Origin of the sequence: Polymorphum gilvum SL003B-26A1 (assembly GCF_000192745.1) — a bacterium.
In the GTDB taxonomy this organism is placed as follows: domain Bacteria; phylum Pseudomonadota; class Alphaproteobacteria; order Rhizobiales; family Stappiaceae; genus Polymorphum; species Polymorphum gilvum.
In genome coordinates this window covers 115,340-141,992 of record NC_015259.1, presented here as the reverse complement: position 1 = coordinate 141,992, position 26,653 = coordinate 115,340, and the positions used below count along the sequence as shown (strand labels likewise).

The window sequence follows — 26,653 nt, the reverse complement described above, 5'->3', positions numbered from 1 at the left end:
GAAGCTAGCGGCGCGCGGCACGCATTTCCACTGGTCTTTCGGCTCAGGTTCCGGCCGGCGCCGGACGGCGCAGGATCATATCCTTCGCCGCCACCACCGCGCCGGCCGTGATCAACAGGCAGGCGAGCGCGACCGCCGCGGTGAAGGCGCCGAAGCCGAAGGCGATCAGCAACAGCGTCGACAGCAGCGGCGCGGAATAGGCCGCAGCCCCCAGCACCTGGATGTCGCCGCGCTTGACGCCGATGTCCCAGGTGAAGAAGGCGAGCCCGACCGGAAAAAGGCCCAGCGCGGCGACGCAGCCCCATTCCGTCGCACCTGACGGCCAGACGGTGTCCTCAAGGGCAAGGTGGCACAGCACGGACAGCGCCGCTGTGCCGAGACAGAAGCCGGCCACGGCCTCGGTCGCGACAGATCCGAGGCGCCGAGACAGCACCGAATAGGACGACCAGAACAGCGACGAGGCGACCGCCGCGCCGTAGCCGAGCGCATAGGCCGGGTCGAACGCCAGGCCTTGGCCGCGCGTCACCAGAAGCGCCGCACCGGCAAGACCGAGCAGCGTGCCGACGACGTGATGGAGGCGCAGCCGCTCGCCCGGCAGCAGCGCGGAGAACACCACGATCAGAAGCGGCCAGGTGTAGTTGATCAGGTTGGCGTCGACGGGCGGCGCGTTGCGGATCGCCGTGAAGTAGAAGAAATGGAAGCCGAACAGGCCGGCGGTTCCGAACAGCCAGACTGCAGGCGGCTGGCGTAGCGCCGACAGCCGGCCACGCGCGGCGAGCCAGAGGACGGCCAGCGTTCCCGACAACCCGAAACACAGAGCGTTGAGCAGGAACGGCGGCACCGCGCCGGAGCCGGCGCCGAACACACCGAGGGTCGCCCACATGCCGATCGCGCTGAGGCCGATCAGCGTGGCCCGGAGGCGGACGGCCGGGGGTGACATGGCCTGCAGCGACATCGGCGCACCTGCGAACAGGGGTGGAAGACGGCGGGAAGGCGGGGCATCTGCCCCACCCTGCTGAGTTCTGGCCCAGTTCCGCGTCCGATGCAATCGCCCGCAGCCGGTCGGGTCGCCGGGCCGGCACACGGGCCTTGATCGGCAAGGGCATTTCGGGACATGGTGCGCAGCACGCAATTGGACCGCCTGCTTCCCGGAGACGACATTGAGCAAGCTCGACATCAAGGCGCTTGGCCCCGACGATGCGCTTCACCTCGCCCCGCTGATCGCCGAAAACGCCCAGGCGCTGAAGCGCGGCGCGCCGCGCCGGCCCGATCAGTTCTATGCGGAGAAGATCCTCGGCGACCGCACCGCCGAGGTGATCGGCGCCTTCGCCGACGGCAGGCTGGTCGGCTTCGCGGTGTTCTTCGACCTGCCGGAACTGATCACCGGCTTGCGCGTCGGCCAGATCGACGACATCTACGTCCGCCCCGAAGCGCGCGAGCAGGGCATCGCACGCAGGATGATCGAGACACTGGTCACAGAAGGCCAGAGCCGCGGCTGGCTGCAACTGCGCTGGCTGGTGCCGGAAAAGAACGAGGCCGCGCTCGCCCTCTATGACCAGATCGCCGAGCCGGACAACCTGAAGAGCTACGTCATCCGCATCGACCGGCTGGCCGGCTGACCGGTCGTTCAGTACAACGGCTGAAGCGCCGCGATCGGCAGCACGCCGACGCGGGCCATTCCCTCCTTCAGCACCAGACGGGCGCTGACCGCCGGCCGGCCGCCAACGGTTTCCGGCCGGCCAAAGCTCACCACCGCGCCCTGCAGGGCGCCGGCAAAGGGCATATCTGTGCCGAACAGCGGCGCCAGAAGGGTCTGAAGCCGCTCCGGCTCAACCGCCATGAGCGGCAGCTCGCCATTGAGGTGGCCGTCCCGGTCGAGGGTCAGCCGGCCCGCCAGTTCGACCGAGGCCTCCTGCGATTCCAGCCGCAGCCGGTCGATATCGATGGTCGGCTGGCCGGCCGTATCCGAGAACAAATCGAGCGGCACCACACCACCAAGCACCGGCGCAGCGCCTGGCACGGAGAGGACGACCGTGCCGTCGGTGCCGGCCGCCTCGCCGTCGGCGGACCCAAGCCCCCTGAAGCTGACCGCCATCTGCAGGTTCGCGGGTGCAGCCGGATCGGCGCGCAGATGCAGCGCGCCGGAGGTCAGCGCGACCGTCGAGCGGCCGTCCGCAGCCGAGACATCGACCTCGGGCGCCTCGACCACCGCGTCGAAGCGACTAAGCGCGAGGTCCTCGATGCGCAGGCTCGCGCGCAGGCTGTCCCAGCGCGCCTCCACCGTCGGCCCGTCGCCCGGCGAGAAGGCCGACGCCGGGCCGTCGACCTCCAGGATCAGATGACGCGGATTGTAGACCAGCGCCACGGCGCGCAGGGTCCGAAAGCTGAGGAAGTTGCCGAAGGCATCCCGGTAGGACAGGGTCGTGCAGGTCAACTCGAAGCGGAATGGCCAGCCCGCCAGGCTGCGCTCCTCGCAGCCGATGTCGAAGCCGTAGGCCCGCGCCTGCGCCAGCGCGGCGTCGAGTTCCCGCTCGGCGAAGCCGCGCGCGACTGCCCATGCCGCCGACCAGCCGGCAATCACCACCACGACGGCGGTGGACAGCAGGATGTAGCGCAGCTTCAGGTTCTTCTTTTCCGGCAGTGCGGCAGACATGGAATTTCCCTGCTTTCGACGGACCGGGCCCTGCCCGGACGTTGCATCTTGGCGGCGGCATTGATATGGCGGCGGCGCCCGTCTGACGGATCAGGACCGATATGCGCGATTTCTGGGTCTTTGGCTACGGCTCCCTGATGTGGAAGCCCGGTTTCGAGTTCGAAGAGAGGCGCCCCGCCCTTCTGCGCGGCGCGCACCGCTCGCTGTGCGTCTATTCCTGGGTCCACCGGGGCACGCAGGAGCGGCCCGGCCTCGTTTTCGGCCTCGACCGCGGCGGCGCCTGCCGGGGCATGGCGTTCCGTGTGCGCGCCGACCGGCGCGAGGACACGATCGCCTATCTGCGCGAACGCGAGCAGGCGACCATGGTCTACGTCGAACATTGGCGACCGGTCATGCTCAGTGCCGACACGTCGGTCGAGGCGCTGACCTACGTCGTCGACCGCCGCCATCCCCAATATGCCGGGCCGTTGCCTCTCGAGCGCCAGCTCGAGATCGTCGCCGGAGCGGTCGGCCGGTCAGGCGCCAATCCCGAATATGTCGTGAACACCGCGACACATCTGCAGGACCTGGGCATTCGCGACCACCGGATCGCGTGGCTGGCGCAACGCCTGGCAGGCTAGGCCCGGGCGGACCGGCCGGATTGGCCGGATCGGACAGCTCGGGCGCGTTCCGCGTCGATCTCCGCCAGCACAGGGGATAGCGGCGGGGCCTGGCGCGCCTCCTCGATCAGCCGGTCGGACGCGGTCTCGATCGTGTCGACCAGACGGTCGAAGAACGCGTCCATCGGCAGGCCAGGATCGATCGGCGGCAGGAACTCCAAGATCACCGTGCCGGGATGGCAGACGAAGCTTCGGCGCGGCCAGTAGACCCCGGCATTCAGCGCCACGGGCAGCACAGGGCAATCGAGATCGCGGTAGAGGTGGGCAACGCCGTATTTGTAGGACGGCGGCGCACCGGCCGGACGCCGGGTTCCTTCCGGGAAGATGAGGATCTGGCGACCCTCATCGATCGCTTCCTTCGCCGCCACCATCATGGCCGCCAGGGCGGCGGACTTCTTGCCCCGATTGATCGGGATCTGCTTCATCTTGGCCGTGTACCAGCCGAACAGCGGGATCCAGCGCAGCTCGCGCTTGAGGATGTAGGTCGGGTCTCGGAAATGCGGGATGAGCGCGAAGGTCTCCCAGGCCGACTGATGCTTGGCGGCGACGATGAAGCCGCCTTCGGGAATGTTCTCGCGCCCGCGCACCTCGACCTTCAGCCCGACGATCCAGCGCAGCAGGAACAGGTTCACGTTCGCCCACAGCGGCACGTAGGGCCAGCCCCAGCGGCGCGGCAGCAGGAAAACGACCGGCGCGCCGACGATCATCATCACCAGGGTGACGCCGTAGAACAGCACGTTGAACAGGAGGGAGCGCAGAAACAGCATGGATCTCGCGAGGCATCTTGCGGGCCGTCGTCCGGGTCCGCCGGCGCGACCCGCTTCACTCCGCAGCGGGCAGCCCGATCGTGCCGATCCGGAGTCGTGCGAGGGTATACTTCACAAACTCCCGCAAGAGAAGGCGTATCGTCTGCGGCCGCCGGTACCAGGACGACAGCATCAGGTCCTCGGCGAACACGGGATAGGGCACCAGCTCCAGCTCCGGCATCACCGCCTTCAGCTCGAGCGCCGCGCGCGGCAGGTGATAGGCGCTGGTCACCAGCAGCAGCGACGAGAAGCCGTGGGTGCGCGCCCACGCCGCCGTCTCGACGGCGTTGCCGACGGTGTTCAGCGCCTTGCGGTCGAGATCGACGCAGCAGCGGAACAGCGGCAGGTCGCCCGACGTGCGCTCGACGATCTGGCGGTCGGTGGTAGCGGGATAGACGCCAGAGATGAGCAGCCGGCGCGCGCGTTCCTCCTGCAGCAGGCCGACGGCGCGCTCGATGCGATCCTGGCCCCCGGTCAGCACCACGATTCCGTCCGCACTGGCCTCTTCTGGCGCCCGGATCGAGACGACCGACTGGGCAAACAGCAGGAACGAGATCCCCAGGCCGGCGACGAGGCCGACCGTCACGGCCAGGCCTGCGAGCAGCACAGGACGCCGGAACCGCGACCGAGCCGGCCGGGTCGGACCGGGCACCGGGCCGGTCCGATCTTCCGCCGCGACCGGCGGAGCGTCGGAGTCAGGGCCGTTGGAGTCAGGGCCGTTCCGATCCCGCATATCGGTGAGTGCCGTGTTCATCGCATAAGAATAATAGCCGATTCGGTTGATTTCTTGGCATGCAGGGTGTGGCCTGCGTCAATCGATTCGCGCCAGGTGCGACTTGACCGCCAAGCCGGAGGTCAATGCGGTCAGCACGGCGACGAGAAAGACGATGCCGACGATGCCGAGATAGCCCGGCGTGCCGACCGAAACGGGGCCGAACAGGGCCGACATCTGGTCCGCGCCGGCGAGCCCCGTGGTCTGCCGCGTCAGCATCTCGAGCAGCACGAAACAGGCCGAGGCGGCGACGCCGCCGGCGATGCCGCCCTTGAGGCCAAGCACCAGGAAATGGCGCTGGAACTCGCGGGCGATGAAACTGTCCTCGGCGCCGACGAAATGCAGCACCGAGACCACGTCGCGGTTGCCCGCCATCGCCGCGCGGGTGGCGAACACGACGCTGAGCACCATCGAGGCCAGCACCAGCGCCAGGATCGCGAAGCCGCCGACGACGACCGCGCCCGCCATGGCCGCAAGCCGCGACGTCCAGATCGAGTGGTCGTCCAGGCTGGCGCCGGCGACCTCGGCCTCGATCGCCCCGCGCAAGGCGGCGAGGTCGAGCGCGGCGGGATCGTCGACCGAGACCTGGATCAGCCTCGGCACCGGCAGCGTCTCCAGGTCGAGCCCGGAGCCGAGCCACGGCTGCAGCAGCGTCCTGGTCTCCTGGTCGGACAGCGCCCGCACGTTGGCGATGCCAGAAAATTCCTGGGTCAGGGCGACCGCCTTGTCGATCTCGCGCAGCATGTCGACGCCCTCGGCGGGTCGGATCTGGATTGTCACCTCGCGCACCAGATCGTTGCGCCAGTCCTGCGCCGCGTCCCAGACCACCGACACCGCCCCGACGGTCAGGCAGGCGAGGAAACTCATGATCGCAACGACGAGGGTCAGCGCGCGGCCGGCGACCGACTGCTGAGGCACGATCGGCGCCGCCGGGCGGAGCCTTGCCGTCGCCGAACCGCCAACCGGCTTGCGCCCTTCCGACCTCGCCCGCGGCAGGCGCGGCTTGGCCGGACCCTTGCGGGCGGCGGGCTTGTGGGTCTTGTCTTTGCCGTCCAAGGCCATTCGCTCTGCTCTAGTCGAAGATGGACAGGCGCCCGTCGGCCAGCACCATGCGGCGGGCGTCGACCTGTTCCAGGAGCGTGATGTCATGGGTAGCGATCACCACGGACGTCCCGAGCCTGTTGAGTTCAATGAACAGCCGCAGCAGCCGCCGGGCAAGGGGAGGATCGACGTTTCCGGTCGGCTCGTCGGCAAGCAGCACGTCTGGACGGGTGATCAGCGCGCGGGCGATCGCAGCGCGCTGCTTCTCGCCGCCCGACAGCACCGGAGGCAGCACGTGCATGCGCTCGCCGAGGCCGACCCATTTGAGCAGGTCGATCACGTCGGAGCGATAGTCTGCCTCATCCTTGCCGATCACCCGCAGCGGCAGGGCGACATTCTCGTAGGTGGTCAGGTGATCGAGCAGGCGGAAATCCTGGAACACCACGCCGATCTTGCGCCGCAGTTCCGGCAGCTCCTGCTTGCGGATCGTTGCCAGGTCGCGGTTGAACACGCGGATCAATCCGCGGGTCGGACGCAGCGACATGAACAGGAGCCGGATCAGGCTGGTCTTGCCCGCGCCTGACGGCCCGGTCAGGAACTGGAACGACTGCGGCTCGATGCTGAAGGTCAGATCGCGCAGGATTTCCGGCCCCATGCCGTATCGCAGTCCGACGTTCTCGAATCGGATCACTCACAAACCTCCGTGGATGGCGCGCACCCTAGCTCGCCCCCGTTAACACTTCATTAAACATATGGTTGTCCTTTGGAACAGATACGGGGGGAAACTATGGCCGCCCGCCGCCCTCCGGATACAATACCGTCGAGAATCGGTCGCGTTCGCGTCTTGCGCCCTGACCCCAAGGAGGCGAGGGTCTTCTGCCATGAAGATCACCTGTCCGGACTGCGACACGTCCTACGACATCAAGGCCGAACTGGTCGGCGCGGAAGGGCGCAGCGTCAAGTGCGCGCGCTGCGGCAACCGCTGGTTCATCAGCCCGCGAAAGGAATCGCTCGCCGAGGCGGGGCCGCTTGTCGACGAACCGGACGCTGAGGAGGACGTGTCCGCGTCGGAGGACTGGGCCGAGATCGACGCCGAGACGGACGGACCCGACGACCGCGTCACTGAAGAAGAGAAGGAAGCATTCGCCGCCCCGCCCAGACCCGCGCCCGCGCCGGCAAGGGTTGAACCGGCAGCCACGGCGGATCAGGATGATGCCAGCCGCAAGACTGTCGACATCGAATCGCTCGCCAACCGGCGCAAGATCCAGGTCAATCCGAACAAGATGCGACGTCAGCGCGACTGGTCGACGCTGACGCGCCATCTGACCCGTCAGAACCTGCGGCGCGTCGGCGGCGCCCTGATCCTGTTTCTCGCACTCGGCACCGGCGGCACCGTCTTCCTCGTCCGCGACGCCGTCGTCAAGGAAGCGCCCGACCTGGCCAGCCTGTTCAAGTTCCTTGGCTTCCAGGTCAACCTGCGCGGCCTCGAGTTCCGCGACCTGAGGACCTTCCGCGAGGTCGAGAACGGCGCCATCGTGCTTGTCGTCGAAGGAACCATTCAGAACATCGGCAAGGAACCAGTGCCGGTGCCAGCCGTTCGCCTATCGCTGCGCAGCGAGGAACAGCAGGAAATCTACGCCTGGACGCTGGAGCCGCGCGCGCTCAGCCTCGCCGGCGAGGAGAACACGCGCTTCCGGACCCGCCTGGCCGATCCGCCGGACAGCGCGGCGGACATCCAGGTCCGCTTCATCGACAGGCACAAGCAGCAGGCCAACCTGCAGGGACAATGACCGCCACCATCCATACCCTTTTCGACGAGCAGGCGATCGCCACCCGCATCGAGACCCTGGCGCGGGACATCGCCGCAGCCCGCCTGCACGATCTCTTGGCGGTCGCTGTCCTGAAGGGCAGCTTCATCTTCGCGGCCGATCTGGTGCGTGCCCTGCACCGCGCCGGAATGACCCTTGAAATGGAGTTCATGCACCTGTCGAGCTACGGCGCCGGCACCGTCGGCTCCGACACCATCCGCATTTTGCGCGATGTGGAAAGCGAAGTTAACGATCGCGATATCATCTTGGTGGATGATATTCTGGAATCCGGTCGGACGCTGGCGTTCGCACGCGACAAGTTGCTGGCACGAGGTGCACGCTCGGTCCGGGTGGCCGTGCTGCTCGACAAGCCAAACCGCCGCAAGGCGTCGATCGTCGCGGACTATGTCGGCTTCGAGTGCCCGGACAAGTTCGTCGTCGGCTATGGCATGGACATGGGTCACGCCTGGCGCCAATTGCCCTATATAGGCTATGTCGTCCCGGAAGAGGGTCCGGACGACGCCATGCAGACGGGAGTGTGAACGATGGCCCGCATCCTTCTGACGGAAGACGACGACGCCGTCCGCAGCTTCGTGAAGCGGGCGCTTGAACTCGACGGCCATTCCGTGCGGGCGGTCGAGGATGGCGGCGCGGCCCTGGAAGCTCTGGTGCGGGAAAAGGGCCAGTTCGATCTGCTGGTCTCCGACATCAAGATGCCCGTTATGGATGGCATCGCGCTCGCCCTCCAGGTGGCGCGCGACTGGCCAGCCATGCCGATCCTGCTGATGACCGGCTTCGCCGACCAGCGCGAACGGGCCAACGGCCTCGACGCGCTCGTGCACGACGTCATCACCAAGCCCTTCTCGCTAGCGGACATCCGTCAGGCCGTCCGCGACGCCCTTGGCGGCGTCGTCCGCCAGGATCGCCGCCTGTCGGCCTGAAAAGAACAGCCGGCGGCGGACGGCTTCGCAACCAAACGACGACAAGGCCCGGCGGATCCCGCCGGGCCTTGTCCTATTGTCCAGGGATCTGCCCGGATCAGTAGCGCTTGAGCAAGCGTTCCAGGTAGTCGAGTTCCAGGCGCGGACGCGACGGATCGGAGAAGCGGCGACGCAATTCCTCGAGGATTCGGCGGGCGCGCTGGACGTCGATCTCGTCCGGTACCTTGACCTGATTACCGAAGTCCGGGCCCTGGGCCCGCCGCGGCCGGCCGAGCGGATCCTCGTCGCGCGGCGCGCGACCCTGCGCCATGCCCGGCCCCTCGCCCTCGCCCATCATCTGCTCGGCCATGCCCTGCGCGCCGCGCCGCAACGCGTCCAGCGCGCTGCCCTGCTGGCCGACCGCCTGATCGCCCTGGCCCTGGCCAAGCGACTGCTCCGCCTCGCCCATGGCCTCGCCGGCGCGGCCCAGGTCCTCGTTCTGGCCCATGCCGTTCTGGCCGAGTTGGTCCATCAACTGCTGCAGCTGCTGGGCGAGGTCGCCCTGACCTTCCTGCAGCCGGCGGAGCATCTCGGCCAGCTGCTCGGCACTCATCTGCCCCTGTTGTCCCTGCTGGCCTTGTTCGCCCTGCTGGCCCGGCTGCTGCTGCTGATTGCGGTTGAACTGGTGCGTCTGGTCCATCAGCTCCTGCTGCCGCTGGATCATCTGGCCGAGCTGGTTGAGCATCTCCATCATTTCGTTGGTCAGGCCGTCGGGGGCCATCTGCGGCCGGCCCGCCTGCAGGTTTTCCAGCATGCGCTGCATCTGGGCGAGCAACTCGCGCGCGGCGTCTCGCGATCCCGTGCGCGCCAGTTCCTCGATCCGTCGCAGCATTTCGTTCAGGTCCTGCTGGCTGAGCATCTGCTGACCAGGGTTGAACGGCTGCATTGCCTGCGGGTTCTGGCGCATCTGTTCGGCCAACGCCTGCATGTACTCCTGCAGCGCCTGGCGCAGGTTTTCCGTCAGCCGCGCGATTTCCTCGTCGGACGCGCCTTCCTCCAGCGCCTTGCGCAGGGCTTCCTGCGCCTCGCGCAAGGCCCGCTCGGCCAGCGACAGGTCGCCGTCCTCGATCGTCAGCGCCAGGTCCCACAAGAGCGGCAGCAGTGCCCGCAGATCGTCGTCGGAGCGGGCCGCAATCAGGTTCCGATAGGCGAAATCGAGGCCTAGATAGCTTCTGGTGTCGACGCCAAAGACCTCCGGCGCCAGCAGCAGGGCGTCGAAGGCGTCCAGCACCCGCAGGTGGGTGTTGGCGTCGAGGGCGAGGTCGCGCCGCTGTTCGACCACGGCCCGCGCCAGCGGCTTGGAGAAACGCCGCTGCGGCAGCGTGAACCGGTGGGGCTGGGAACTGCCCGTCTGCTCCGCCTCGTCGCGCGCGGTCAACACCAGCAGGACTTCGGAGCCCGCCCAGGGATGAGAGGTCAGGTCGCGGATCGTTTCACCGGTTTCGGTGCCCGCCGTGCGCGAGGGCAAGGACAGCGGAAATTGCGGCGCCTCGGCGAGCGGACGCGGAGCCTTGTCCCCAGCCTGCGGCCGCACAGCCGGCTCGATCGTCGCCTCCGCCGACACGACCCGGTAGTCGTCCTTGACCAGGTAGGAGAACTTCAGTGCGCCGCTGAGCTGCGCCTCGGGATCGTCGAGCAGGCGGATCGTCGGCGGCGCATCGGGTTCGACCGCGAAGGTCCAGCCGGCAACCGCCGTCCTGGCGTCGCGGATTTCCACGCGCACGGTCTCGGCCAGCACGGCGCGCTGCTCGACCGGACCGACCCCGCCGCGCGGCACGACCTCGGTTCCGGGCTCCAGCGGACCGACGAGCGGCTCGGCGCCTCCCTCGGTCACGCGCATGACCGCGAGCTCCGGATCCCCCTGGATACGCACGATCAGTTCGCTGCCGGCCGGCACCCGGATGGGCGCCTCGGGATCGCGCAACGCCGCCGTCTCGCCGGTCAGATACACGGGCGGGCGGGCGGTATAGACCGGCGGCGTCACCCAGGCATCGATACGCGAGCCGGCCAATTGCGCCGCCTCGGGCGTGCTGAAGGCCGAAGCGAGCCGGGCCGTGCGGTCGCCGCCAGCGACGGCGAAGCCGACGACGATCAACAGCATCGCCGCCACGCGTAGAGCATAAGGATCGGTGCGATAGGCATGCGGATGCGCGGCGCCTGCGCGTAGCGACTGCAGCGCCCGCGCCATGCGGCGCTTGTGCATGTCCCACAGCGCCAGCGCGGCCGGATCCGACGACCCAGCGGAAATGTCGTCCTCGATGGCAGTCAGGGGCCGATGGTCGTAGCCGCTGGCGCGTTCGACCCGGTGCAGCGCCTCTTCGCGGCGCGGCCAGCGCACGGCGGCAAGACCACGCGCGCTCCACAAGAATGCGGCGGCAAAGGCGGCGACCAGCGGCCAGCGCGCCCAGCCGGGCAGCGCCAGCCAGAGTCCGATCCAGGACAGGCCGACGAACAGTCCGAGGACGATCAACGGTGGATAGAGGGCCGGCCACAGACGCTCCCAGAACAGCGCCAGACGGCTGCGCAGGACGACCGACCGAAGCCGCCTCTCCGCCTCCGCTCGCGTGATCAACGGCCCGGTGCCGTGTCCGGCCGGTTCGGGGCGTCGTGCCGCGTGTCGATCCGCCAAGCCTGTGTCTCCGCTTCTGGCCAGCCCAACCTTTTCTAGGGTGGGGCAAAGAGCCCGGGTCGGCAAGCTGTCGGAACAACTAAATCGGCGCGGATCCGTTCACGCTTCGGCGAGCCAGGACGGCAGGCGGTCGAGGCCGATCAGGTCGTCGTAGCTCGGCCGCGGCCGCACCACGGCGAATTCGCCTTCGTTGACCAGCACTTCGGGGATCAGCAGGCGGGAATTGTAGGTTCCGGCCTGGACCGCGCCATAGGCGCCGGCGGAAAACACGGCGAGCATGTCTCCCTGGCCGACCTCCGGAATGTCGCGGTCGTGGGCGAGGAAGTCGCCGGTCTCGCACACGGGGCCGACCACGTCGGCCCTGATTCGGCGTGCATCGGCGGGTGCCGCCCGCACCGGCCGCACCTCGTGGTAGGCGTCGTAGAGGGTCGGTCGGATCAGGTCGTTCATCGCCGCGTCGACGATCACGAAGGTCTTGTCGTGACCTTCCTTCACGTAGATCACCCTGGTGACCAGGATGCCCGCATTGCCGGCGATCAGCCGGCCCGGCTCGAAGATGATCCGGCAACCCAGCTTGTCGACGTGCTTCTTGACGACGGCGGCATATTCGACCGGATGCGGCGGCGGTGCGTTGTCGGTGACATAGGGAATACCGAGACCGCCGCCGAGATCGATGTGCTCTATGTGGTGACCGTCGCCGCGCAGATCGCGGACCAGGTCGCCGAGCCGCGCGAAGGCGGCATCGAAGGGCTCGAGTTCGGTGATCTGCGAGCCGATGTGCATGTCGAGGCCGGTGACCTCGATGCCCGGCAGTTCTCCTGCCTCCGCATAGAGCGCGCGCGCGCGCTGCCAGGGAATGCCGAACTTGTTCTCCGCCTTGCCCGTCGAGATCTTCTTGTGAGTCCTGGCATCGACGTCGGGGTTGATGCGCAGCGACACCCGCGCCGTTCTCCCCTTTTCCGTGGCGACCCGCGACAGCTGGACGAGTTCGGGTTCGGACTCCACGTTGAAGCACAGGATGTCCTCGTCGATCGCCAGCGCCTGCTCGGCCTCGGTCTTGCCCACGCCGGAGAACATGATCCGGTCGGCCGGCACGCCGGCGGCGCGAGCCCGGCGCAACTCGCCTTCCGAGACGACGTCCATGCCGGCGCCGAGTCGGGCCAGCGTCGCCAGCACGGCCTGGTTCGAGTTCGCCTTCATGGCATAGCAGACCAATGACGGAATGCCCTCGAAGGCGGAGGAAAACACCTCGTAGTGACGCGTCAGCGTCGCGGTCGAATAGCAGTAGAACGGCGTCCCGACGGCTTCCGCGATGGCGGCGACCGGCACATCTTCGGCGAAGAGGGCGCCGTCCCTGTAGTCGAAGTGATGCACGGGAGAACCTTGGCAGGAGCGCCGGCCGGACCGGCGCGGATCAGATCAAATCAGATCAGGGCATCAAGCACGAAACTGTCGCCGGACCCGGGCGTGGCTCCCGGTACCGCCTCGGCTGGATCGGTCGCCATGGAAGCGCTTGGCGCATCGAGCGGACCACGTCGGCCGCATCCGGCAACCGCGAGGGCGAGGCAGACGACACAGGCCGCGGCGGCCCAGGTTCGACGTCGTGACGACATTCCGGCAGTCCCTTGTTGGGCGGCATTCTGATGCGTCCAGTCCTCGCACGACCCGCGTCCGGCGGCAAGCCCGCCCGCGCGCCGATACTGCGGCCGGACCGCGCATTCAGTTCCTGGCCAGCGCCTTCAGCCACCGCCGCGCTTGCTTGCGCACGTTGGCCGGCGCGGTACCGCCGTAGCTGGTGCGGCTGCGGACCGACTTGTCGACCGACAGCACCGAGAAGACCTCTGCGGTGATGCGCGGCTCGACCCCCTGCATGTCGGAAAGCGGCACCTTGTGCAGCTCGATGCCCCGCTCGACGGCCAGGGCGACGATCCGACCCGTGACATGATGGGCGTCGCGGAACGGCAGGCCGAGAACGCGCACCAGCCAGTCGGCAAGGTCGGTCGCGGTCGAATAGCCCGAGCCGGCGGCCTTCTTCATGCGCCTGGTGTCGGGGGTCAGGTCGCGCACCATGCCGGTCATCGCGGCCAGCGCCAGCGACAGGCTCGGCAAGCCGTCGAAGGCCTGTTCCTTGTCTTCCTGCATGTCCTTGGAATAGGCTAGCGGCAGCCCCTTCATCGTCACCAGCAGCGCGTGCAGCGCGCCGTAGATGCGTCCGGTCTTGGCGCGCACCAGTTCGGCCGCATCCGGGTTCTTCTTCTGCGGCATGATCGACGAGCCGGTCGAGAACTTGTCCGACAGCCGGATGAAGCCGAACTGGGCAGAGCACCACAGCACGATCTCCTCGGCCAGGCGCGACAGATGCATGGCGCAGAGCGACGCCGCCGACAGCGCCTCGATGACGAAGTCGCGATCCGAGACCGCATCGAGCGAGTTGGCCGTCGGCCGGTCGAAGCCGAGTGCCGCCGCCGTAGCGTGGCGATCGATCGGGAACGAAGTTCCGGCAAGCGCTGCCGAGCCGAGCGGGCTCTCGTTCATGCGCTTACGCGCGTCGCGCACCCGGCCGCGGTCTCGGGAAAACATCTCGACATAGGCCATCAGGTGATGGCCGAAAGTGACCGGCTGGGCCGACTGCAGGTGGGTGAAGCCAGGCATGACGTCTCCGGCGTGCTGTTCCGCCTTTTCGGCCAGCGCCCGCATCAACTCGCCCAGCTGGGCATCGAGCGTGTCCAGCGTGTCGCGCACCCACAGGCGGAAATCGGTCGCCACCTGATCGTTGCGCGAACGGGCCGTGTGCAGGCGCCCGGCCGGCGCGCCGATCAGCTCGGCCAGCCGTGCCTCGATATTCATGTGGATGTCTTCGAGCGCGCGGGAGAATGCGAAGGTGCCCGCCTCGATCTCTGACAGGATCGTGTCGAGACCGTGAACGATCTTTTCGGCATCCTCGCCGGCGACGATCTGCTGTGCCGCCAGCATGCGAACGTGAGCCTTTGAACCGTCAATGTCCTGCCTGTATAGCTTGCGGTCGAAGTCGATGGACGCGTTGATCTCTTCCATGATCGCGTCCGGGCCTTCGGCGAACCGGCCGCCCCACATGCGGTTGCTCATAGACTGCCCCTTGAGAGGTGCCCCTTGCGAGGTGATGACGACATGACGACCCCGACCAACGGTTCCGCGCGTTCGAGGCGTCCGCTGCTGGCGGTCGGCCTCGTCGCCGTGGTCGCGGCTGTTGCGGGGGTATACGTGATCGGCGGGCGCGATGGCAACACAGGTGGCGGCAAATCCTGCGCCGCAGCCCTCGCCGCAGCCGCGGCGGTGAAGCCCTTCGCGACCGGCGAGGTCGCAGCCTTCCTGCCGGCGCAAAAACCGCTGGCGCTGGCGGACCTCGCCTTCACCGACGACGCCGGTAAGCCGATGACGATCGCCGATTTTTCCGGTCGCATGGTGCTTTTGAACCTGTGGGCGACCTGGTGCGCGCCCTGCCGCAAGGAAATGCCGGCACTCGATCGGCTGCAGCAGCAACTCGGCGGCGAGAACTTCGAGGTTGTCACAGTCAATCTGGACCGAGGCGGGGCGGACAAGCCGAAGGCATTCCTGGCCGAGATCGGCGTGTCGAACCTCGCCTACTACGCCGACCCGACCAACGGGCTGTTCAACGACCTGCGCGCCAAGGCGCGCGCAACCGGCCTGCCGACCACCATTCTGGTCGATCCGGCTGGCTGCGAGATCGGCACCATGTACGGCCCCGCCGAATGGGATTCGGATGAGGCCAAGGCGCTGATCGGCGCCGCGACCGCCGCGGCGCCGGCAGGCTGAGGGATCACGCCGCCGTCACGCGGAGATGTCGACGGCGTTGCCGAGGCCGGGTATCTTGCGGCTCTCCCGACGGGCCGCGTCTTCCGCAGGCTGCTTGGCCCCTTCGAGGAACTTGACCACTTGACGGTCGGCCGTCGCCGCGTCGCGCACGAAGCGGCTGGCGAGTTCGGCCCGCACGCCGGCCGAGGAGAATTCGGCGGACGACCCGCCGGAAATGCTGCTCATCTGATCTGCCCTTTCTGTCGTTGCCGCCATCAGACGGAAATGTCGACGCGCCGCCCGAGGCCGTCGGGCGCGGTACGGAGTTCGCGGGCGCTTTCCGCTCGCTCGGCATCCTTCTCTTGCGCTTGCGCGCGGCGCGCCTTGACGTCGTTCTGGCGATCGACCGTTTCGGTTCTCGTTTCCGAGCGCTGCCGCGAAGTCTCCTCGGCCCGTTCGGCCGAACGGGCCGAGGGGGACTGCACGGCGCTGCGGGTCGCATAGGCGCCCGCGCTGAGACCTGTCACTTCGGCCATGCCTGCCTCCATTGCTGTTGCAAAGATTCCGTCGCCGTCATGATAGCCGATAGGCAGGATAAACAAGTAAACAGCCGCGACTCTATTGAGATCTGAACAACAAAACCAAAACATGACTTGGAAAAATTTCGTAAAAATTTACAGATACGACGGAAAGGATTTGTATTTCATCGACATATGCGCTGCCTAGGTAGCGGCCTCGAATGGCAAAGATGCGGGAGCACGCACGGGCGATGCGCCGGGGACAGAGAAACGGCAACGGAGGAAACGAAGGACTGTCTGCGACCTGGCTGGCGTTAGACCATCATGTCGAGGGTGACGCCGAGCCCTTCGGGCGGTGCTGCGATCGCCGCGGCGGCCTGTTCCAGCGCCTCGCCGGACTGCTGCAGCATCTCGACGATCGACCGATCGGCCTCCGCCGTCATGCCGAGCAGCTTCGCCTGCAGGGCCATGCTGGTCTGGGCCTGCGTGCTGGCGACGTAGAAACTGGCGATGGCGGTGCTGTCCATGCGGATCGGCGGCCTTTTGCGTCGAATGACCTGCGAATCCTCGACGCGCAAGATTAAGATTTCGTTAATCGGCGAGACGGAGCCCCTTGCGCCGGATCTTGCCCGACGGCGTCCGCGGCAGACTGTCGACGAACCGGTACGCTTTCGGCCGCTTGTATTCCGCCAGCCGTTCATTGGCCCATGCGGCCAGCGCGGCCTCGTCCAGGCTGGCGCCGCTCCGCCTCACCACGAAGCCGGCGATCAGGGTGATTCCGCCACGCACCTCGACCGCCGTCACCGCCGCCTCGGCGACGTCCGGGTGGGCGGCCAGCACGCGCTCGACCTCTTCCGGCGCGACCCGGTAGCCGAAGGCGTTCATGACGTCGTCGGCGCGGCCCTCGTACCAGATGTAGCCGTCCGCATCCCGATGCGCCCGGTCGCCGGTCAGGAACCAGTCGCCGTGCAGCACCGCACGGGTGTCGTCCGGCCGCTGCCAGTAGCCGAGCATGAAGCCCGGATCCGAGCGATGCACGGCGAGAAGCCCGGTCTCCCCGTCCGGGAGCGGCCGGCACTCCGCGCGCTCCTCGGCAAGGATCGCAACCCGCCGTCCCGCCTGCGGCTTGCCCGGGCTGCCCGGCCGGGTCGGCACGTCCGGCCCGCTGGAGATGTAGGTCGAGATCTCGCTCATGCCGAGCGCCTCGTAGAGCGGCCGGCCCGTGCGCTGCGTCCACTCGCGGTGCAGGTCGGCGGCGAGCGCCTCACCGGCCGTCAGGCCGTGGCGCAGCGTCGGGAAGCTGGCCCGATCAAGGGCGGCATATTTCAGGATGCGGCGATAAAGGCTCGGCACGGCGGCAAACAGCGTCGCTCCCGCCGTTTCGATCAGGCCGGGCCAGACGTCGGGATCGCGCGGGCCGTCGTAGACCACGCTGGTCGCCCCGTTGGCCCAGGGATCCATCAGGCCGACACCAAGCGTGTAGGTCCAGTTGAAGGCGCCGGCATGCAGCAGCCGGTCCGCCGGCGAGATGCCGTACCAGCCCGCATACATCGGCGCGCGACCGCGGGCAGCCCGCTGGGCGTGCAGCACGCCCTTCGGCCTGCCGCTGGTGCCGGAAGTGTAGACCATGAACGCCGGGTCGTCGGCTGCGGTATCGGCATAGGTTCCGCGCGGCGCGCGCTTCAGCGCGACGATGCCGTCGGGTCCGATCAGCCGAGCGGCGCCGGTCTCGTGCGGCAGCGCCGTGTGCCCGTCATGCACGATCGCCGCAGCCCCGCTGTCGGCCAGCAGCCCGTCGCATTCGGTCGCCGTCAGCATGGCCGAGGTCGGTACCGGCACCAGGCCGGCGGCGATGGCACCGAAGAAGACGAGCGGAAAGTCGCTGGAATGGCCGATGCGCAGCAGCACTCGATCGCCAGCGTCGAGACCTTCTGCGTGGAGACCGGCAGCGATGCGCAGGACGGTGTCCTCGAGCCGGCCGTAGCTCCACGATTCCAATACCGCGCCGCCCGGACCGACCACCTCCAGGGCGACCGCCCCGGCAGGTGGCGCCGCATTGGTCAGGCAGTAGCGGGCGAGGTTCATGTCCGCCGGACAGCCCTCACCGGGTCGGGACGGGCGTGTCGCCCCGGTAGTCGTAGAAACCACGCTGGGTCTTGCGGCCGAGCCAGCCGGCTTCGACGTACTTCACCAGCAGGGGGCACGGCCGATATTTGGTGTCGGCCAACCCCTCGTAGAGCACCTGCATGATCGACAGGCAGGTGTCGAGGCCGATGAAGTCGGCGAGTTGCAGCGGTCCCATCGGATGGTTGGCGCCAAGCTTCATCGCCGTGTCGATCGCCTCGACCGAGCCGACGCCCTCGTAGAGCGTGTAGATCGCCTCGTTGATCATCGGCAGCAGGATGCGGTTGACCATGAAGGCGGGGAAGTCCTCGGCCACGGCGACGGTCTTGCCGAGCCGGTCGACGAAGGCCTTGGCCGCATCGAAGGTCTCGTCCTCGGTGGCGATGCCGCGCACCAGTTCGACCAGTTCCATGACCGGCACCGGATTCATGAAATGGATGCCGATGAAACGCTCCGGCCGGTCGGTCGATGCCGCCAGGCGGGTGATCGAGATTGACGACGTATTGGTCGCCAGCATGGCCTCCGGCTTCAGGATCGGACACAGCTGCGAGAAGATCTTGCGCTTGACCTGCTCGTTCTCGACGGCGGACTCGATGACCAGGTCGACCTCGGCGAGCATGTCGAGGTTTTCGGCGGCCGAGATCCGGTCCAGGGCGGCGGAGCGCACCTCCTCGCTGATCTGGCCCTTGGAGACCTGCCTTGCCATGTTGCCGTTGATCGATGCCAGGCCGGATTCGATCCGATCCTTGGAGATGTCGTTCAGGGCGACATGATATCCGGCCAGGGCGCAGACATGGGCGATCCCGCTGCCCATCTGGCCAGATCCGATCACGCCGACTTTCTTGATTTCGACCACCATCGTTCAATCCGATTCTGTTGCAAGCCACGGACATCGAGCGCCAGCTCGGAACGGGCTATTCTTGGCAAGTCTCTTGCGCGGCGGCAAGGGACCCGGGGCGGATTCTGGCGCCCGCCCCGGCCTTTTCCGTTCGGTCCGGCCAGACTGCCGTCAGGCCTTTTCCAGTTCCGCCTTGAATTGCGGCAGGATCTCGAACAGGTCGCCGACGAGGCCGTAGTCGGCGACCTGGAAGATCGGCGCTTCCTCGTCCTTATTGATGGCGACGATGACCTTGCTGTCCTTCATGCCGGCCAGATGCTGGATCGCGCCGGAAATGCCGCAGGCGACATAGAGGTCCGGTGCCACGACCTTGCCGGTCTGGCCGACCTGCCAGTCGTTCGGCGCATAGCCGGCGTCGACCGCCGCGCGTGAGGCGCCGACCGCGGCCCCGAGAGCGTCGGCGATCGGCATGATCACCTCTTGGAACTTTTCGGCCGAGCCGAGCGCGCGACCGCCCGAGACGATGATCTTGGCCGAGGCGAGTTCGGGACGGTCGGACTTGGATAGCTCCTCGCCGACGAAGGACGACAGATCGCTGCCGGCCGAGGCCGCAACGTCCTCGATCGGAGCCGACCCGCCGCTGCCTGCCGCCTGGAAGGAGGCGGTGCGCACGGTGATCACCTTCTTGGCGTCCGACGACTTGACCGTCTGGATGGCGTTGCCGGCGTAGATCGGCCGCTCGAACGTGTCCGGCGCCGACACGGCGGTAATGTCGGAGATCTGCATCACGTCGAGCAGCGCGGCGACGCGCGGCAGGGTGTTCTTGCCGTTGGCGGTCGACGGCGCGACGATGGCGTCGTAGCCGGCCGAAAGCTGCACGATCAGCGCGGCCATCGGCTCGGCCAGCTGGTGCGCCAGCGCATCGCTGTCGGCAACCAGGACCTTGGCGACGCCGGCAAGCCCGGCCGCCTGCTCGGCGGCGGCACGGCAGTCCTTGCCGGCGACCAGCACATGAACGTCTCCGCCCAGCCCGGCGGCGGCGGTGAGGGCCTTGGCCGTCGCGTCGTTGAGCGCGCCGGCGGCGTGTTCGGCCACGAGAAGTGTCGTCATGGTCTTAATTCCTTCTGCGACGCGTCCTTCAGAGGACGCCGGCCTCGTTCTTCAGCTTGTCGACGAGTTCGGCCACCGAGCCGACCTTGACGCCGGCCTGGCGGGCCGCCGGTTCCGCCGTCTTGACCACGCTCAGGCGCGGCGACACGTCGACGCCGTAGTCTTCCGGCGTCTTCTCGTCGATCGGCTTTTTCTTGGCCTTCATGATGTTCGGCAGCGACGCGTAGCGCGGCTCGTTCAGGCGCAGGTCGGTGGTGACGATCGCCGGCAGCTTGAGCTTGACCGTCTGCAGGCCGCCGTCGACCTCGCGGGTGACGTCGACCGTACCGTCGCCGAGATCGACCTTGGAGGCGAAGGTACCCTGGCCCCAGCCGAGCAGCGCGGCCAGCATCTGGCCGGTCTGGTTGCAATCGTCGTCGATCGCCTGCTTTCCGAGGATCACCAGGCCCGGCTGTTCCTCGTCGACGATCTTCTTCAGGATCTTGGCGACCGCCAGCGGCTCGGTGGTGGCGTCGGTCTTGACCAGGATGCCCCGGTCCGCGCCCATGGCCAGGCCGGTACGCAGCGTCTCGGTCGCCTGTGCCGGACCGATCGACACGACGACGACCTCGCTCGCCTTGCCGGCCTCCTTGAGCCGCAGGGCTTCCTCGACCGAGATTTCGTCGAACGGATTCATCGACATCTTGACGTTCGCAAGATCAACGCCGCTACCGTCCGCCTTGACGCGGACCTTCACGTTGTAGTCGATCACCCGTTTCACGGGCACCAGGATCTTCATAGGTTTTCACCCTCCCGCTGGGCCGGCTTGGCTGCCGCACCGCATCAATCGTTGGAGCCGGCTCGTGAACCGGCGGGGAAATGGCGGTTTTCGGCCAAAATCCGCGCATGGCGGGCGACGGTAATGACCTCCGGGGCAGGTGTCAACGATGGCCTAAGGGAAGCTCGGGTTGGGTCGTGCTGCACTGCAGGATCCATCGCCTCCCTGCCCCGTCTAAACCTGCAATCCCCGGTCGAACAGCGGCACGCCGCGCCGCCGCAGGAATACCACCAGTACAGCGCCGGCAGCGATTCCGCCGACATGCGCCGACCAGGCCACCTGGCTATCCTGCACGAACAGCACGTTGAAGACCTGAAAGGCAATCCAGGCGCCGAGCGCCCACAACGCCGGAATCGGCAGCGGGACGCGGCCGAGGACCAGGACCCACACCCGCACGCGCGGATGCAGTATCAGGTAAGCGGCGACGATGCCCGCGCCCGCTGCAGAGGCGCCGATCAGCGGAACGTCCGAATTCGGGTCGAGCGCCGCATAGGCGAAGCCGCCGGCGACCGCACAGGCAAGATAGAACAGCAGGTAGCGCAGATGGCCGAGCGCATCCTCGACATTGTCGCCGAACACCCACAGGAACAGCATGTTTCCGGCCAGATGCCAGACGTCGGCATGCAGGAAGGCATAGGTCACCAGCGTCGCGTTGCCCGGCACCACTGCCAGATCCGGAGCGAGGTCCTTTATGTCGAACAGAACGGACGGGATCAGACCGTAGGAATAGGCCGACGCCTGGGCCGTTTCGCCGAGGCCCGCACCCTGCAGCAGCAGGAAGGCCGCGCAATTGGCCAGGATCAGGCTCCAGGTCACATAGGGCCGCGTGACATGCAGCAGAGGGTTGTGGTCGTGCAGGGGAAGGAACATGAGCCGGGACTCCTGCGACCATCGGCCGCATCAGCGGTTCTTGCCGGGCACCCAGAGCACGTCGCCCGCGCCCCGGTCGTTGAGATAGCGCGAAGCGACGAAGAAGAAGTCCGACAGCCGGTTCATGTAGCGGATGGCGGCCGGGTTGACCGCCTCGGCACTGGCAAGGTTCACCATCAATCGCTCCGCCCGCCGCGCTACCGTGCGCGCAAGATGCAGATAGGCAGCCGCCGGACTGCCGCCCGGCAGCACGAAGGACCGCAGCGGGGCGAGATTGGCGTTGAGCGCGTCGATCGCCTCCTCCAGCGCCTTGACTTGCGCATCCGTGATGCGCAGCGGCTCGTAGCCCAGGTCCTTGCCGGTCTCCGGCGTCGCTAGATCGGCGCCAAGGTCGAACAGGTCATTCTGGATCCGCGCGAGCAGCTCGTCGACGCGCGGATCGCTGTCGGAAAGGTTCAGCCGCACCAGGCCGACCGTCGCGTTGGTCTCGTCGACCGTGCCGTAAGCCTCGATGCGGACGTCGTGCTTGGGACGCCGCTCGCCGGAGCCCAGCGCCGTGGTACCGTCATCACCGGTCCGGGTGTAGATCTTGTTCAGGACGACCATCCGCCACGCTCCCCGTTCACGGCCTGGAGCCAAGGAAATAAAGGGCGGCCATGATGATGACCACCGCTACGAACTGGAGGCCGACGCGCCAGCGCATCAGCGCCTGCGAGCGGCTGGCGGGTCCACCGCGGAACATGTTCCACAGGCCCAGAAACAGAACGATCGCCACCGCTGCGAGCGCGACCGGCACGAGATTGTAAAGGATGCTTCCCATGGCCCTTTCCGAAAGATGTCTGTCCGCCGCGGCGGCCGCCCGTGCCTGGCGGCCGGGCCTTGATCGGCTTGTACATTGCAGCTCCGGCCACCGACGCCGGCCCGCCTACTCCTCCTTGTCGGCCGCCCGCGTGAGCACGCTGTCCAGCGCCCGGGTCGACAGCAGGCGCCGGGCCACCGCCATCGCCTTGGTCGGCACAGTGACCCGGTAGCGCGCCCTCGGCCGCGGCGCCTCGACCGCATGGATGAGATCCTTCACCACCGCCTCCGGCGGCAACTTGAAAGGTCCCGGTTCGCCGGCCTCCATCCGCTTGAGCCGGCAGTCATAGCTCGCCCGGTGCGGCGAGGCCATCAACCCCTCCTTGCCGATCCAGCGATGGAAGTTGGCCAGCGCGTTGGCCGTGAAGCGCGTGTCGATCGGCCCCGGTTCGATCAAGCTGACATGGATACCGGTGCCGCGCAATTCCTGCCTCAGCGTGTCGGAATAGGCCTCGAGCGCGAACTTCGACGCCGTGTAGGCACCGCGGTATTTCATCGCGATGAAACCGAGGATCGACGAGCACTGTACGATCCGCCCGGACCCGTTGGCGCGCATCGACGGCAGCACCTGCCGCGTCAGTTCGTGCCAGCCGAAGAAATTCGCCTCGAACAGCGCCCGCAGTGCCTCGGTCGGCAGATCCTCGACCGCACAGGGCACCGCATAGGCACCATTGTTGAACAGGGCGTCGAGTCGGCCGTCACAGCGCTCCAGCACCGTCGCAGCCGCCTGACGGATGCTGTCGGCATCCTCGTAGTCCAGCCGGTAGGCCTCGAAGCCGGCCGCCTGCAGCGCCGCCACGTCCTTGTCCTTGCGCGCGCTGGCGAACACCCGCCAGTTGCGCCCGCGCAGCAGCCGCGCCGCGCTGGCGCCGATGCCGGAGGAACAGCCCGTGATCAGGATGGTCCGTGCCCTTCCGCCCGGGAGCGCGCGCGCCGAAAGCTCGTTTGCCATGAACGGTCCGTCAGATCGCCTCGCCTGCGAGCAGGCGCGGCGCCGGCCCGGCGAAGCCGGAGGCCTCGCGGATGAACAGTGTCTTCAGCCGCGGCATCCGGTCGACCAGGCCAAGACCGAAGTCGCGCACCCCGCGCACCAGGTCGACGTCGTTGGAAAACAGCCGGTTCAGCACGTCCGTTACCACGCCCATCTGGAAGGTATCGAACCGGCGCCAGCGCTGATAGCGCTCGAGCACGTCCATCGCGCCGAGATCCTGGCCAAGACGGCGCGCCTCGACGAGCACCTCGGCCAGCGCCGCCACGTCCTTGAAACCCATGTTCAGGCCCTGGCCGGCGATCGGGTGGATGCCGTGGGCGGCATCGCCGGCAAGCGCGAAGCGCGGCCGAACGAAATCGCGCGCCAAGGTCAGGCCGAGCGGGTAGGCGTGGCGCGGACCGGTCAGATGCAGCTTGCCGAGATGATGACCGAAGCGGCGCTCCAGCTCCAGCTCGAAGGTGAAGTCGTCGCTGCGGACAAGCCGCTCGGCATCCGCCGTCCGCTCCGTCCACACCAGCGACGAGCGGTTGCCCTTGAGCGGCAGGATCGCGAACGGCCCGGCGGGCAGAAAATGTTCCTCGGCTCGGCCGTTGTGCGGCCGCTCGTGGGCGACGGTGGTAACGATCCCCGACTGGCCGTAGGCCCAGTGCACGGTGCGGATGCCCGCCAGGTCGCGCAGCCGCGACCGGACGCCGTCAGCCGCCACCAGCAGGCGCGCCCGACGCTCGGTGCCCCGGTCGGTGTGCAGCACCACGCAGTCGGGCTGCACCTGGAAGCTGTGCAGTCCGTCGGGCTGCAGGTATTCGGTCCCCAGCGCCGCCGCCGCCTCGTGCAGCGCCGGCAGCATGCGGGCGTTCGGCACCATATGGGCGAAGGGCTCGCCGCTTTCGCGGTCGCCGCCGAAGGTCAGGAACACCGGCCGCACGGCATCGCGCAGCCGGCTGTCGGTGACGATCATCTCGTTGATCGGCTGGGCCTCGGCGGCGATGTCCTGCCAGACGCCGAGCCGGTCGAGCATCCGGCACGCCGCCGCCGCGATCGCCGAGGCGCGCGGATCCTTCGCCAAGGCATCGCCCGGCTTGGGATCGATCACCGCCACCTTCAGATCCGGATCCGCCTGCTTGAGCGCCAGCGCCAGCGACAACCCGACATACCCGCCGCCGGCGATGGCGACGTCGAGCATGTCCTGCGCTGCCGATTTCGTCTTCATTCGCAACTCCCGGATGACAGACCGCTTCCATTCCGTCGGCTTGACACGTCGGCCGGGCCGCGTCCAAGTCTGCCGGAAACGTCGAACCGCGACCGTTCCTATCATGTAGCAAGGAAAGCGCCGATGAACACGGCCATTGATTCACTTTTATCGATTCTCGACCTGGAACAGCTCGAACACAATCTGTTTCGCGGGCGCAGCCCCCAGGTCGGCTGGCAGCGGGTCTACGGCGGGCAGGTCATCGGCCAGGCGCTGGTCGCCGCCTCGCGCACGGTTATCGAGGACCGCCACATCCATTCGCTGCACGGCTATTTCCTGCGCCCCGGAGATCCCTCGGTTCCCATCGTCTACGACGTCGACCGCATCCGCGACGGCGGCAGCTTCACCACCCGCCGGGTCGTCGCGATCCAGCACGGCCAGGCGATCTTTTCGATGTCCGCCTCGTTCCAGACCGGCGAGGACGGCCTTGAGCACCAGGCCGAGATGCCGTCGGTGCCGATGCCGGAAGACCTGCCGAGCGAGCAGGATCTGAAGGAGAAATTCCTGAAAGTGGCACCCGAGAACGTGCGCGCCTACTGGGAGCGCGAACGCCCGATCGAGCTGCGCCCGGTCGACCTGACCCACTATTTCAGCACCAAGACGCTGGAGCCCTCCCAGCACGTCTGGGTGCGCGCCACCTCCGCCCTTCCGGACGACAAGCGCATCCATCGCTGCGTGCTCGCCTATGCCTCCGACATGACGCTGCTCGATACCTCGCTGTTCCCGCACGGCAAGTCGGTGTTCAGTCCGGACATCCAGGCCGCCAGTCTCGACCATGCCATGTGGTTCCACCGGCCGTTTCGCGCTGACGACTGGCTACTCTACACCACCGACAGTCCGTCGTCCTCGGGCGGGCGCGGCATCAACCGCGGCATGCTGTTCTCGCGCGACGGCCGGCTGATCGCCACCACCGCCCAGGAGGGCCTGATCCGCGTGCGGCGCGACTGACGGTCAGCGGCGACCCGAGAAGCCGGAGATCGCCAGCGGATTGTCGGTCATCGCGCTGGCGTCCGGCGTGTCCGGCAGGAGCGCGCCGGTGAAGGCCTCGAACAGGCGCCTCACAAAACCCTCCGGCAGGTCGCAGGTGATGAACACCAGCCGCGTCCTGCGGTCGGCGTCCGGCCACGCCGGCAGTGTCGCCGGTGGATGGAAAACATGCTGTACGCCGTGCAGCACCACCGGCCGGTCGGGATCCTCGGCGATCTGGACGATGCCCTTCATGCGCAGCAGCTTCGGCCCGTGCGCCGAGCGCAGCAGATCGAGGAACATCTCCAGTGCCGAAGCCGGGATCGGCCGGCTCGTCGACAGCGTGAAGGCCCGGATCCGGTCGTCATGACGGTTCACGTCGTGGGCGTGATGGTCGTGACCATGATCATGATGGTGGTGGCCGTGGGAATGACCGTGGCCGTGCGCCTCGTAGGTCTCGGCCTTGAGCCACTTGGCGACGTCCGGGATCTTGGTCGCCGGATCGTAGAGCCCGGCGTCGAACAGCCGCGCCGGCACCGCCTCGCCGGCCTGGGCGTCGAGCATGACCGCGCCGGGATTGAGCGCGGCAAGCCTGTCCCTGAGCGCGTCCAGGTCGACACGCTTGGAGTCGGTATCGACCAGGTCCGTCTTGGTCAGAACGATCCGGTCCGCGACCGCCGCCTGACGCACCGCTTCCTCGTGGGCGTCGAGCGTCGCCGCGCCGTTGACCGCGTCGACCAGCGTCACCACGCTCTCCAGCCGATAGCGCAGCACCAGATAGGGATGCAGCATCACCGTGTGCAGGATCGGTGCCGGGTCGGCGAGTCCGGTGGTTTCGATGACGACTCGAGCCAGGCGTTCCATGCGGCCGTTGTCGAGCCGCCTGAGCAGATCCTCCAGGGTGTTGATCAGGTCGCCACGGATCGTGCAGCATAGGCAGCCTGATGACAGCTCAAGGATGCCCTCGCTCGACTTGTCCACCAGCAGGTGGTCGATGCCGACCTCGCCGAACTCGTTGATGATCACCGCCGTGTCGGCCATCGCCGGATCCTTGAGGATCCGGTTCAGCAGGGTCGTCTTCCCGGCGCCGAGGAACCCGGTGAGGATGGACAGGGGGATCGGCGGCTTGGGGCCGCGCGGCGCCGCCTCGATCGGATGGGGTTCGCTCATGT

General features: G+C 67.7%; 30 protein-coding genes. 7 read left to right on the top strand and 23 right to left on the bottom strand.

All coding sequences use genetic code 11. The annotated features are described in order from the left end of the window. Window positions 1-43 precede the first annotated feature (43 nt). Window positions 44-955 (bottom strand): aromatic amino acid exporter YddG, encoded by a 912-nt coding sequence (gene yddG / locus SL003B_RS00700; protein WP_013650900.1) that lies wholly within the window; start codon window positions 953-955, stop codon window positions 44-46. 205 nt (window positions 956-1,160) lie between these two features. On the opposite strand from yddG, the gene SL003B_RS00695 reads away from it, so the two are divergent. After that, complete coding sequence (locus tag SL003B_RS00695) at window positions 1,161-1,619, top strand: GNAT family N-acetyltransferase (RefSeq protein WP_013650899.1); 459 nt, start codon at window positions 1,161-1,163, stop codon at window positions 1,617-1,619. Between the two features lie 8 nt (window positions 1,620-1,627). Here the strand turns inward: SL003B_RS00695 and SL003B_RS22180 are convergent, their stop codons facing one another. Beyond that, the gene (locus SL003B_RS22180) at window positions 1,628-2,653 is read right to left on the bottom strand and encodes a DUF2125 domain-containing protein (RefSeq protein WP_013650898.1); all 1,026 of its coding nucleotides are present in this window, start codon (window positions 2,651-2,653) and stop codon (window positions 1,628-1,630) included. A 101-nt stretch (window positions 2,654-2,754) separates the two neighbouring features. On the opposite strand from SL003B_RS22180, the gene SL003B_RS00685 reads away from it, so the two are divergent. Further along, complete coding sequence (locus tag SL003B_RS00685; RefSeq protein WP_013650897.1) at window positions 2,755-3,273, top strand: gamma-glutamylcyclotransferase; 519 nt, start codon at window positions 2,755-2,757, stop codon at window positions 3,271-3,273. On the opposite strand, the gene SL003B_RS00680 is transcribed toward SL003B_RS00685, so the two are convergent. From SL003B_RS00680 to ftsE, 4 genes are all read right to left on the bottom strand, one after another. Continuing rightward, a complete protein-coding gene (locus tag SL003B_RS00680) occupies window positions 3,270-4,079 on the bottom strand; it encodes a lysophospholipid acyltransferase family protein (RefSeq protein ID WP_013650896.1) in 810 nt (269 codons plus the stop codon). The genes SL003B_RS00685 and SL003B_RS00680 overlap by 4 nt on opposite strands. A gap of 55 nt (window positions 4,080-4,134) precedes the next feature. Next, entirely contained in the window at window positions 4,135-4,725 is a 591-nt protein-coding gene (locus tag SL003B_RS00675) for a YdcF family protein (RefSeq protein WP_013650895.1), read from the bottom strand. A 204-nt stretch (window positions 4,726-4,929) separates the two neighbouring features. Beyond that, window positions 4,930-5,952, bottom strand: coding sequence for a cell division protein FtsX (locus SL003B_RS00670; protein WP_013650894.1), 1,023 nt, complete (start codon window positions 5,950-5,952; stop codon window positions 4,930-4,932). A gap of 10 nt (window positions 5,953-5,962) precedes the next feature. Next, window positions 5,963-6,622 carry a cell division ATP-binding protein FtsE gene (gene ftsE / locus SL003B_RS00665; protein WP_013650893.1) on the bottom strand — a complete coding sequence of 220 codons (660 nt, stop codon included), beginning with the start codon at window positions 6,620-6,622 and terminating at the stop codon, window positions 5,963-5,965. Window positions 6,623-6,812: 190 nt separating this feature from the next. On the opposite strand from ftsE, the gene SL003B_RS00660 reads away from it, so the two are divergent. The 3 genes from SL003B_RS00660 to SL003B_RS00650 are packed head-to-tail and all read left to right on the top strand — an operon-like array spanning window position 6,813 to window position 8,680. Then, entirely contained in the window at window positions 6,813-7,721 is a 909-nt protein-coding gene (locus SL003B_RS00660; RefSeq protein WP_013650892.1) for a zinc-ribbon domain-containing protein, read from the top strand. Next, window positions 7,718-8,281: a hypoxanthine phosphoribosyltransferase gene (hpt, locus tag SL003B_RS00655; RefSeq protein ID WP_013650891.1), complete on the top strand. Its 564-nt coding sequence runs from the start codon at window positions 7,718-7,720 to the stop codon at window positions 8,279-8,281. The genes SL003B_RS00660 and hpt overlap by 4 nt, the downstream gene beginning before the upstream one ends. Before the next feature lie 3 nt (window positions 8,282-8,284). Further along, the gene (locus SL003B_RS00650) at window positions 8,285-8,680 is read left to right on the top strand and encodes a response regulator (protein WP_013650890.1); all 396 of its coding nucleotides are present in this window, start codon (window positions 8,285-8,287) and stop codon (window positions 8,678-8,680) included. 97 nt (window positions 8,681-8,777) lie between these two features. On the opposite strand, the gene SL003B_RS00645 is transcribed toward SL003B_RS00650, so the two are convergent. The 4 genes from SL003B_RS00645 to argH form a co-directional block, all read right to left on the bottom strand. Then, window positions 8,778-11,348: a TIGR02302 family protein gene (locus tag SL003B_RS00645; RefSeq protein ID WP_013650889.1), complete on the bottom strand. Its 2,571-nt coding sequence runs from the start codon at window positions 11,346-11,348 to the stop codon at window positions 8,778-8,780. Between the two features lie 99 nt (window positions 11,349-11,447). Further along, on the bottom strand, window positions 11,448-12,722 hold the full coding sequence (gene lysA / locus SL003B_RS00640) for a diaminopimelate decarboxylase (RefSeq protein WP_013650888.1): 1,275 nt from the start codon (window positions 12,720-12,722) through the stop codon (window positions 11,448-11,450). 50 nt (window positions 12,723-12,772) lie between these two features. Continuing rightward, window positions 12,773-12,961, bottom strand: coding sequence for an LPS translocon maturation chaperone LptM (lptM, locus tag SL003B_RS24075; protein WP_148259218.1), 189 nt, complete (start codon window positions 12,959-12,961; stop codon window positions 12,773-12,775). A 106-nt stretch (window positions 12,962-13,067) separates the two neighbouring features. Beyond that, complete coding sequence (gene argH, locus SL003B_RS00635) at window positions 13,068-14,453, bottom strand: argininosuccinate lyase (protein WP_041375302.1); 1,386 nt, start codon at window positions 14,451-14,453, stop codon at window positions 13,068-13,070. A 42-nt stretch (window positions 14,454-14,495) separates the two neighbouring features. Between argH and tlpA the strand changes: the two genes are divergently transcribed. After that, window positions 14,496-15,161 carry a thiol:disulfide interchange protein TlpA gene (tlpA, locus tag SL003B_RS00630; protein ID WP_013650886.1) on the top strand — a complete coding sequence of 222 codons (666 nt, stop codon included), beginning with the start codon at window positions 14,496-14,498 and terminating at the stop codon, window positions 15,159-15,161. Window positions 15,162-15,176: 15 nt separating this feature from the next. Here tlpA and SL003B_RS00625 read toward each other — a convergent pair whose 3' ends face one another. From SL003B_RS00625 to SL003B_RS00570, 12 genes are all read right to left on the bottom strand, one after another. After that, window positions 15,177-15,386, bottom strand: a complete 210-nt coding sequence (locus SL003B_RS00625) for a hypothetical protein (protein WP_148259217.1) — start codon at window positions 15,384-15,386, stop codon at window positions 15,177-15,179. Window positions 15,387-15,415: 29 nt separating this feature from the next. Continuing rightward, window positions 15,416-15,676, bottom strand: a complete 261-nt coding sequence (locus tag SL003B_RS00620; protein WP_013650884.1) for a hypothetical protein — start codon at window positions 15,674-15,676, stop codon at window positions 15,416-15,418. Window positions 15,677-15,972: 296 nt separating this feature from the next. Continuing rightward, entirely contained in the window at window positions 15,973-16,185 is a 213-nt protein-coding gene (locus SL003B_RS00615) for a hypothetical protein (protein WP_148259216.1), read from the bottom strand. A gap of 64 nt (window positions 16,186-16,249) precedes the next feature. Continuing rightward, window positions 16,250-17,743 (bottom strand): class I adenylate-forming enzyme family protein, encoded by a 1,494-nt coding sequence (locus SL003B_RS00610; RefSeq protein ID WP_013650882.1) that lies wholly within the window; start codon window positions 17,741-17,743, stop codon window positions 16,250-16,252. A gap of 16 nt (window positions 17,744-17,759) precedes the next feature. Continuing rightward, a complete protein-coding gene (locus tag SL003B_RS00605; protein ID WP_013650881.1) occupies window positions 17,760-18,641 on the bottom strand; it encodes a 3-hydroxybutyryl-CoA dehydrogenase in 882 nt (293 codons plus the stop codon). A 150-nt stretch (window positions 18,642-18,791) separates the two neighbouring features. Continuing rightward, the gene (locus SL003B_RS00600; protein ID WP_013650880.1) at window positions 18,792-19,730 is read right to left on the bottom strand and encodes an electron transfer flavoprotein subunit alpha/FixB family protein; all 939 of its coding nucleotides are present in this window, start codon (window positions 19,728-19,730) and stop codon (window positions 18,792-18,794) included. A 28-nt stretch (window positions 19,731-19,758) separates the two neighbouring features. Next, on the bottom strand, window positions 19,759-20,508 hold the full coding sequence (locus SL003B_RS00595; protein ID WP_013650879.1) for an electron transfer flavoprotein subunit beta/FixA family protein: 750 nt from the start codon (window positions 20,506-20,508) through the stop codon (window positions 19,759-19,761). A gap of 213 nt (window positions 20,509-20,721) precedes the next feature. After that, window positions 20,722-21,417 carry a rhomboid family intramembrane serine protease gene (locus SL003B_RS00590; protein ID WP_013650878.1) on the bottom strand — a complete coding sequence of 232 codons (696 nt, stop codon included), beginning with the start codon at window positions 21,415-21,417 and terminating at the stop codon, window positions 20,722-20,724. 30 nt (window positions 21,418-21,447) lie between these two features. Next, the gene (locus SL003B_RS00585) at window positions 21,448-22,023 is read right to left on the bottom strand and encodes a cob(I)yrinic acid a,c-diamide adenosyltransferase (protein ID WP_013650877.1); all 576 of its coding nucleotides are present in this window, start codon (window positions 22,021-22,023) and stop codon (window positions 21,448-21,450) included. A gap of 16 nt (window positions 22,024-22,039) precedes the next feature. Beyond that, window positions 22,040-22,237, bottom strand: a complete 198-nt coding sequence (locus tag SL003B_RS00580; RefSeq protein WP_013650876.1) for a twin transmembrane helix small protein — start codon at window positions 22,235-22,237, stop codon at window positions 22,040-22,042. Between the two features lie 105 nt (window positions 22,238-22,342). Continuing rightward, on the bottom strand, window positions 22,343-23,227 hold the full coding sequence (locus tag SL003B_RS00575) for an SDR family oxidoreductase (protein WP_013650875.1): 885 nt from the start codon (window positions 23,225-23,227) through the stop codon (window positions 22,343-22,345). Window positions 23,228-23,237: 10 nt separating this feature from the next. Then, window positions 23,238-24,476 carry a ubiquinone biosynthesis hydroxylase gene (locus SL003B_RS00570; RefSeq protein WP_013650874.1) on the bottom strand — a complete coding sequence of 413 codons (1,239 nt, stop codon included), beginning with the start codon at window positions 24,474-24,476 and terminating at the stop codon, window positions 23,238-23,240. A gap of 123 nt (window positions 24,477-24,599) precedes the next feature. On the opposite strand from SL003B_RS00570, the gene tesB reads away from it, so the two are divergent. Next, window positions 24,600-25,463, top strand: coding sequence for an acyl-CoA thioesterase II (gene tesB, locus SL003B_RS00565; protein WP_013650873.1), 864 nt, complete (start codon window positions 24,600-24,602; stop codon window positions 25,461-25,463). A 3-nt stretch (window positions 25,464-25,466) separates the two neighbouring features. Here the strand turns inward: tesB and SL003B_RS00560 are convergent, their stop codons facing one another. Continuing rightward, window positions 25,467-26,651, bottom strand: a complete 1,185-nt coding sequence (locus SL003B_RS00560; protein WP_013650872.1) for a CobW family GTP-binding protein — start codon at window positions 26,649-26,651, stop codon at window positions 25,467-25,469. Window positions 26,652-26,653 lie beyond the last annotated feature (2 nt).

What these genes read in the sequence shown, in the direction of transcription:
- SL003B_RS00670 (WP_013650894.1), bottom strand. Translation starts at nt 5,952, where the DNA reads ATGGCCTTGGACGGCAAAGACAAGACCCACAAGCCCGCCGCCCGCAAG.
- SL003B_RS00570 (WP_013650874.1), bottom strand. Translation starts at nt 24,476, where the DNA reads ATGAAGACGAAATCGGCAGCGCAGGACATGCTCGACGTCGCCATCGCC.
- tlpA (WP_013650886.1), top strand. Translation starts at nt 14,496, where the DNA reads ATGACGACCCCGACCAACGGTTCCGCGCGTTCGAGGCGTCCGCTGCTG.
- tesB (WP_013650873.1), top strand. Translation starts at nt 24,600, where the DNA reads ATGAACACGGCCATTGATTCACTTTTATCGATTCTCGACCTGGAACAG.
- argH (WP_041375302.1), bottom strand. Translation starts at nt 14,453, where the DNA reads ATGAGCAACCGCATGTGGGGCGGCCGGTTCGCCGAAGGCCCGGACGCG.
- SL003B_RS00625 (WP_148259217.1), bottom strand. Translation starts at nt 15,386, where the DNA reads ATGAGCAGCATTTCCGGCGGGTCGTCCGCCGAATTCTCCTCGGCCGGC.
- hpt (WP_013650891.1), top strand. Translation starts at nt 7,718, where the DNA reads ATGACCGCCACCATCCATACCCTTTTCGACGAGCAGGCGATCGCCACC.
- yddG (WP_013650900.1), bottom strand. Translation starts at nt 955, where the DNA reads ATGTCGCTGCAGGCCATGTCACCCCCGGCCGTCCGCCTCCGGGCCACG.
- SL003B_RS00575 (WP_013650875.1), bottom strand. Translation starts at nt 23,227, where the DNA reads ATGGCAAACGAGCTTTCGGCGCGCGCGCTCCCGGGCGGAAGGGCACGG.
- SL003B_RS00615 (WP_148259216.1), bottom strand. Translation starts at nt 16,185, where the DNA reads ATGGACAGCACCGCCATCGCCAGTTTCTACGTCGCCAGCACGCAGGCC.
- SL003B_RS00600 (WP_013650880.1), bottom strand. Translation starts at nt 19,730, where the DNA reads ATGACGACACTTCTCGTGGCCGAACACGCCGCCGGCGCGCTCAACGAC.
- SL003B_RS00650 (WP_013650890.1), top strand. Translation starts at nt 8,285, where the DNA reads ATGGCCCGCATCCTTCTGACGGAAGACGACGACGCCGTCCGCAGCTTC.
- SL003B_RS00560 (WP_013650872.1), bottom strand. Translation starts at nt 26,651, where the DNA reads ATGAGCGAACCCCATCCGATCGAGGCGGCGCCGCGCGGCCCCAAGCCG.
- SL003B_RS00580 (WP_013650876.1), bottom strand. Translation starts at nt 22,237, where the DNA reads ATGGGAAGCATCCTTTACAATCTCGTGCCGGTCGCGCTCGCAGCGGTG.
- SL003B_RS00660 (WP_013650892.1), top strand. Translation starts at nt 6,813, where the DNA reads ATGAAGATCACCTGTCCGGACTGCGACACGTCCTACGACATCAAGGCC.
- SL003B_RS00590 (WP_013650878.1), bottom strand. Translation starts at nt 21,417, where the DNA reads ATGTTCCTTCCCCTGCACGACCACAACCCTCTGCTGCATGTCACGCGG.
- SL003B_RS00595 (WP_013650879.1), bottom strand. Translation starts at nt 20,508, where the DNA reads ATGAAGATCCTGGTGCCCGTGAAACGGGTGATCGACTACAACGTGAAG.
- SL003B_RS00585 (WP_013650877.1), bottom strand. Translation starts at nt 22,023, where the DNA reads ATGGTCGTCCTGAACAAGATCTACACCCGGACCGGTGATGACGGTACC.
- SL003B_RS00680 (WP_013650896.1), bottom strand. Translation starts at nt 4,079, where the DNA reads ATGCTGTTTCTGCGCTCCCTCCTGTTCAACGTGCTGTTCTACGGCGTC.
- SL003B_RS00620 (WP_013650884.1), bottom strand. Translation starts at nt 15,676, where the DNA reads ATGGCCGAAGTGACAGGTCTCAGCGCGGGCGCCTATGCGACCCGCAGC.
- SL003B_RS00605 (WP_013650881.1), bottom strand. Translation starts at nt 18,641, where the DNA reads ATGGTGGTCGAAATCAAGAAAGTCGGCGTGATCGGATCTGGCCAGATG.
- lptM (WP_148259218.1), bottom strand. Translation starts at nt 12,961, where the DNA reads ATGTCGTCACGACGTCGAACCTGGGCCGCCGCGGCCTGTGTCGTCTGC.
- SL003B_RS00610 (WP_013650882.1), bottom strand. Translation starts at nt 17,743, where the DNA reads ATGAACCTCGCCCGCTACTGCCTGACCAATGCGGCGCCACCTGCCGGG.
- SL003B_RS00685 (WP_013650897.1), top strand. Translation starts at nt 2,755, where the DNA reads ATGCGCGATTTCTGGGTCTTTGGCTACGGCTCCCTGATGTGGAAGCCC.
- SL003B_RS22180 (WP_013650898.1), bottom strand. Translation starts at nt 2,653, where the DNA reads ATGTCTGCCGCACTGCCGGAAAAGAAGAACCTGAAGCTGCGCTACATC.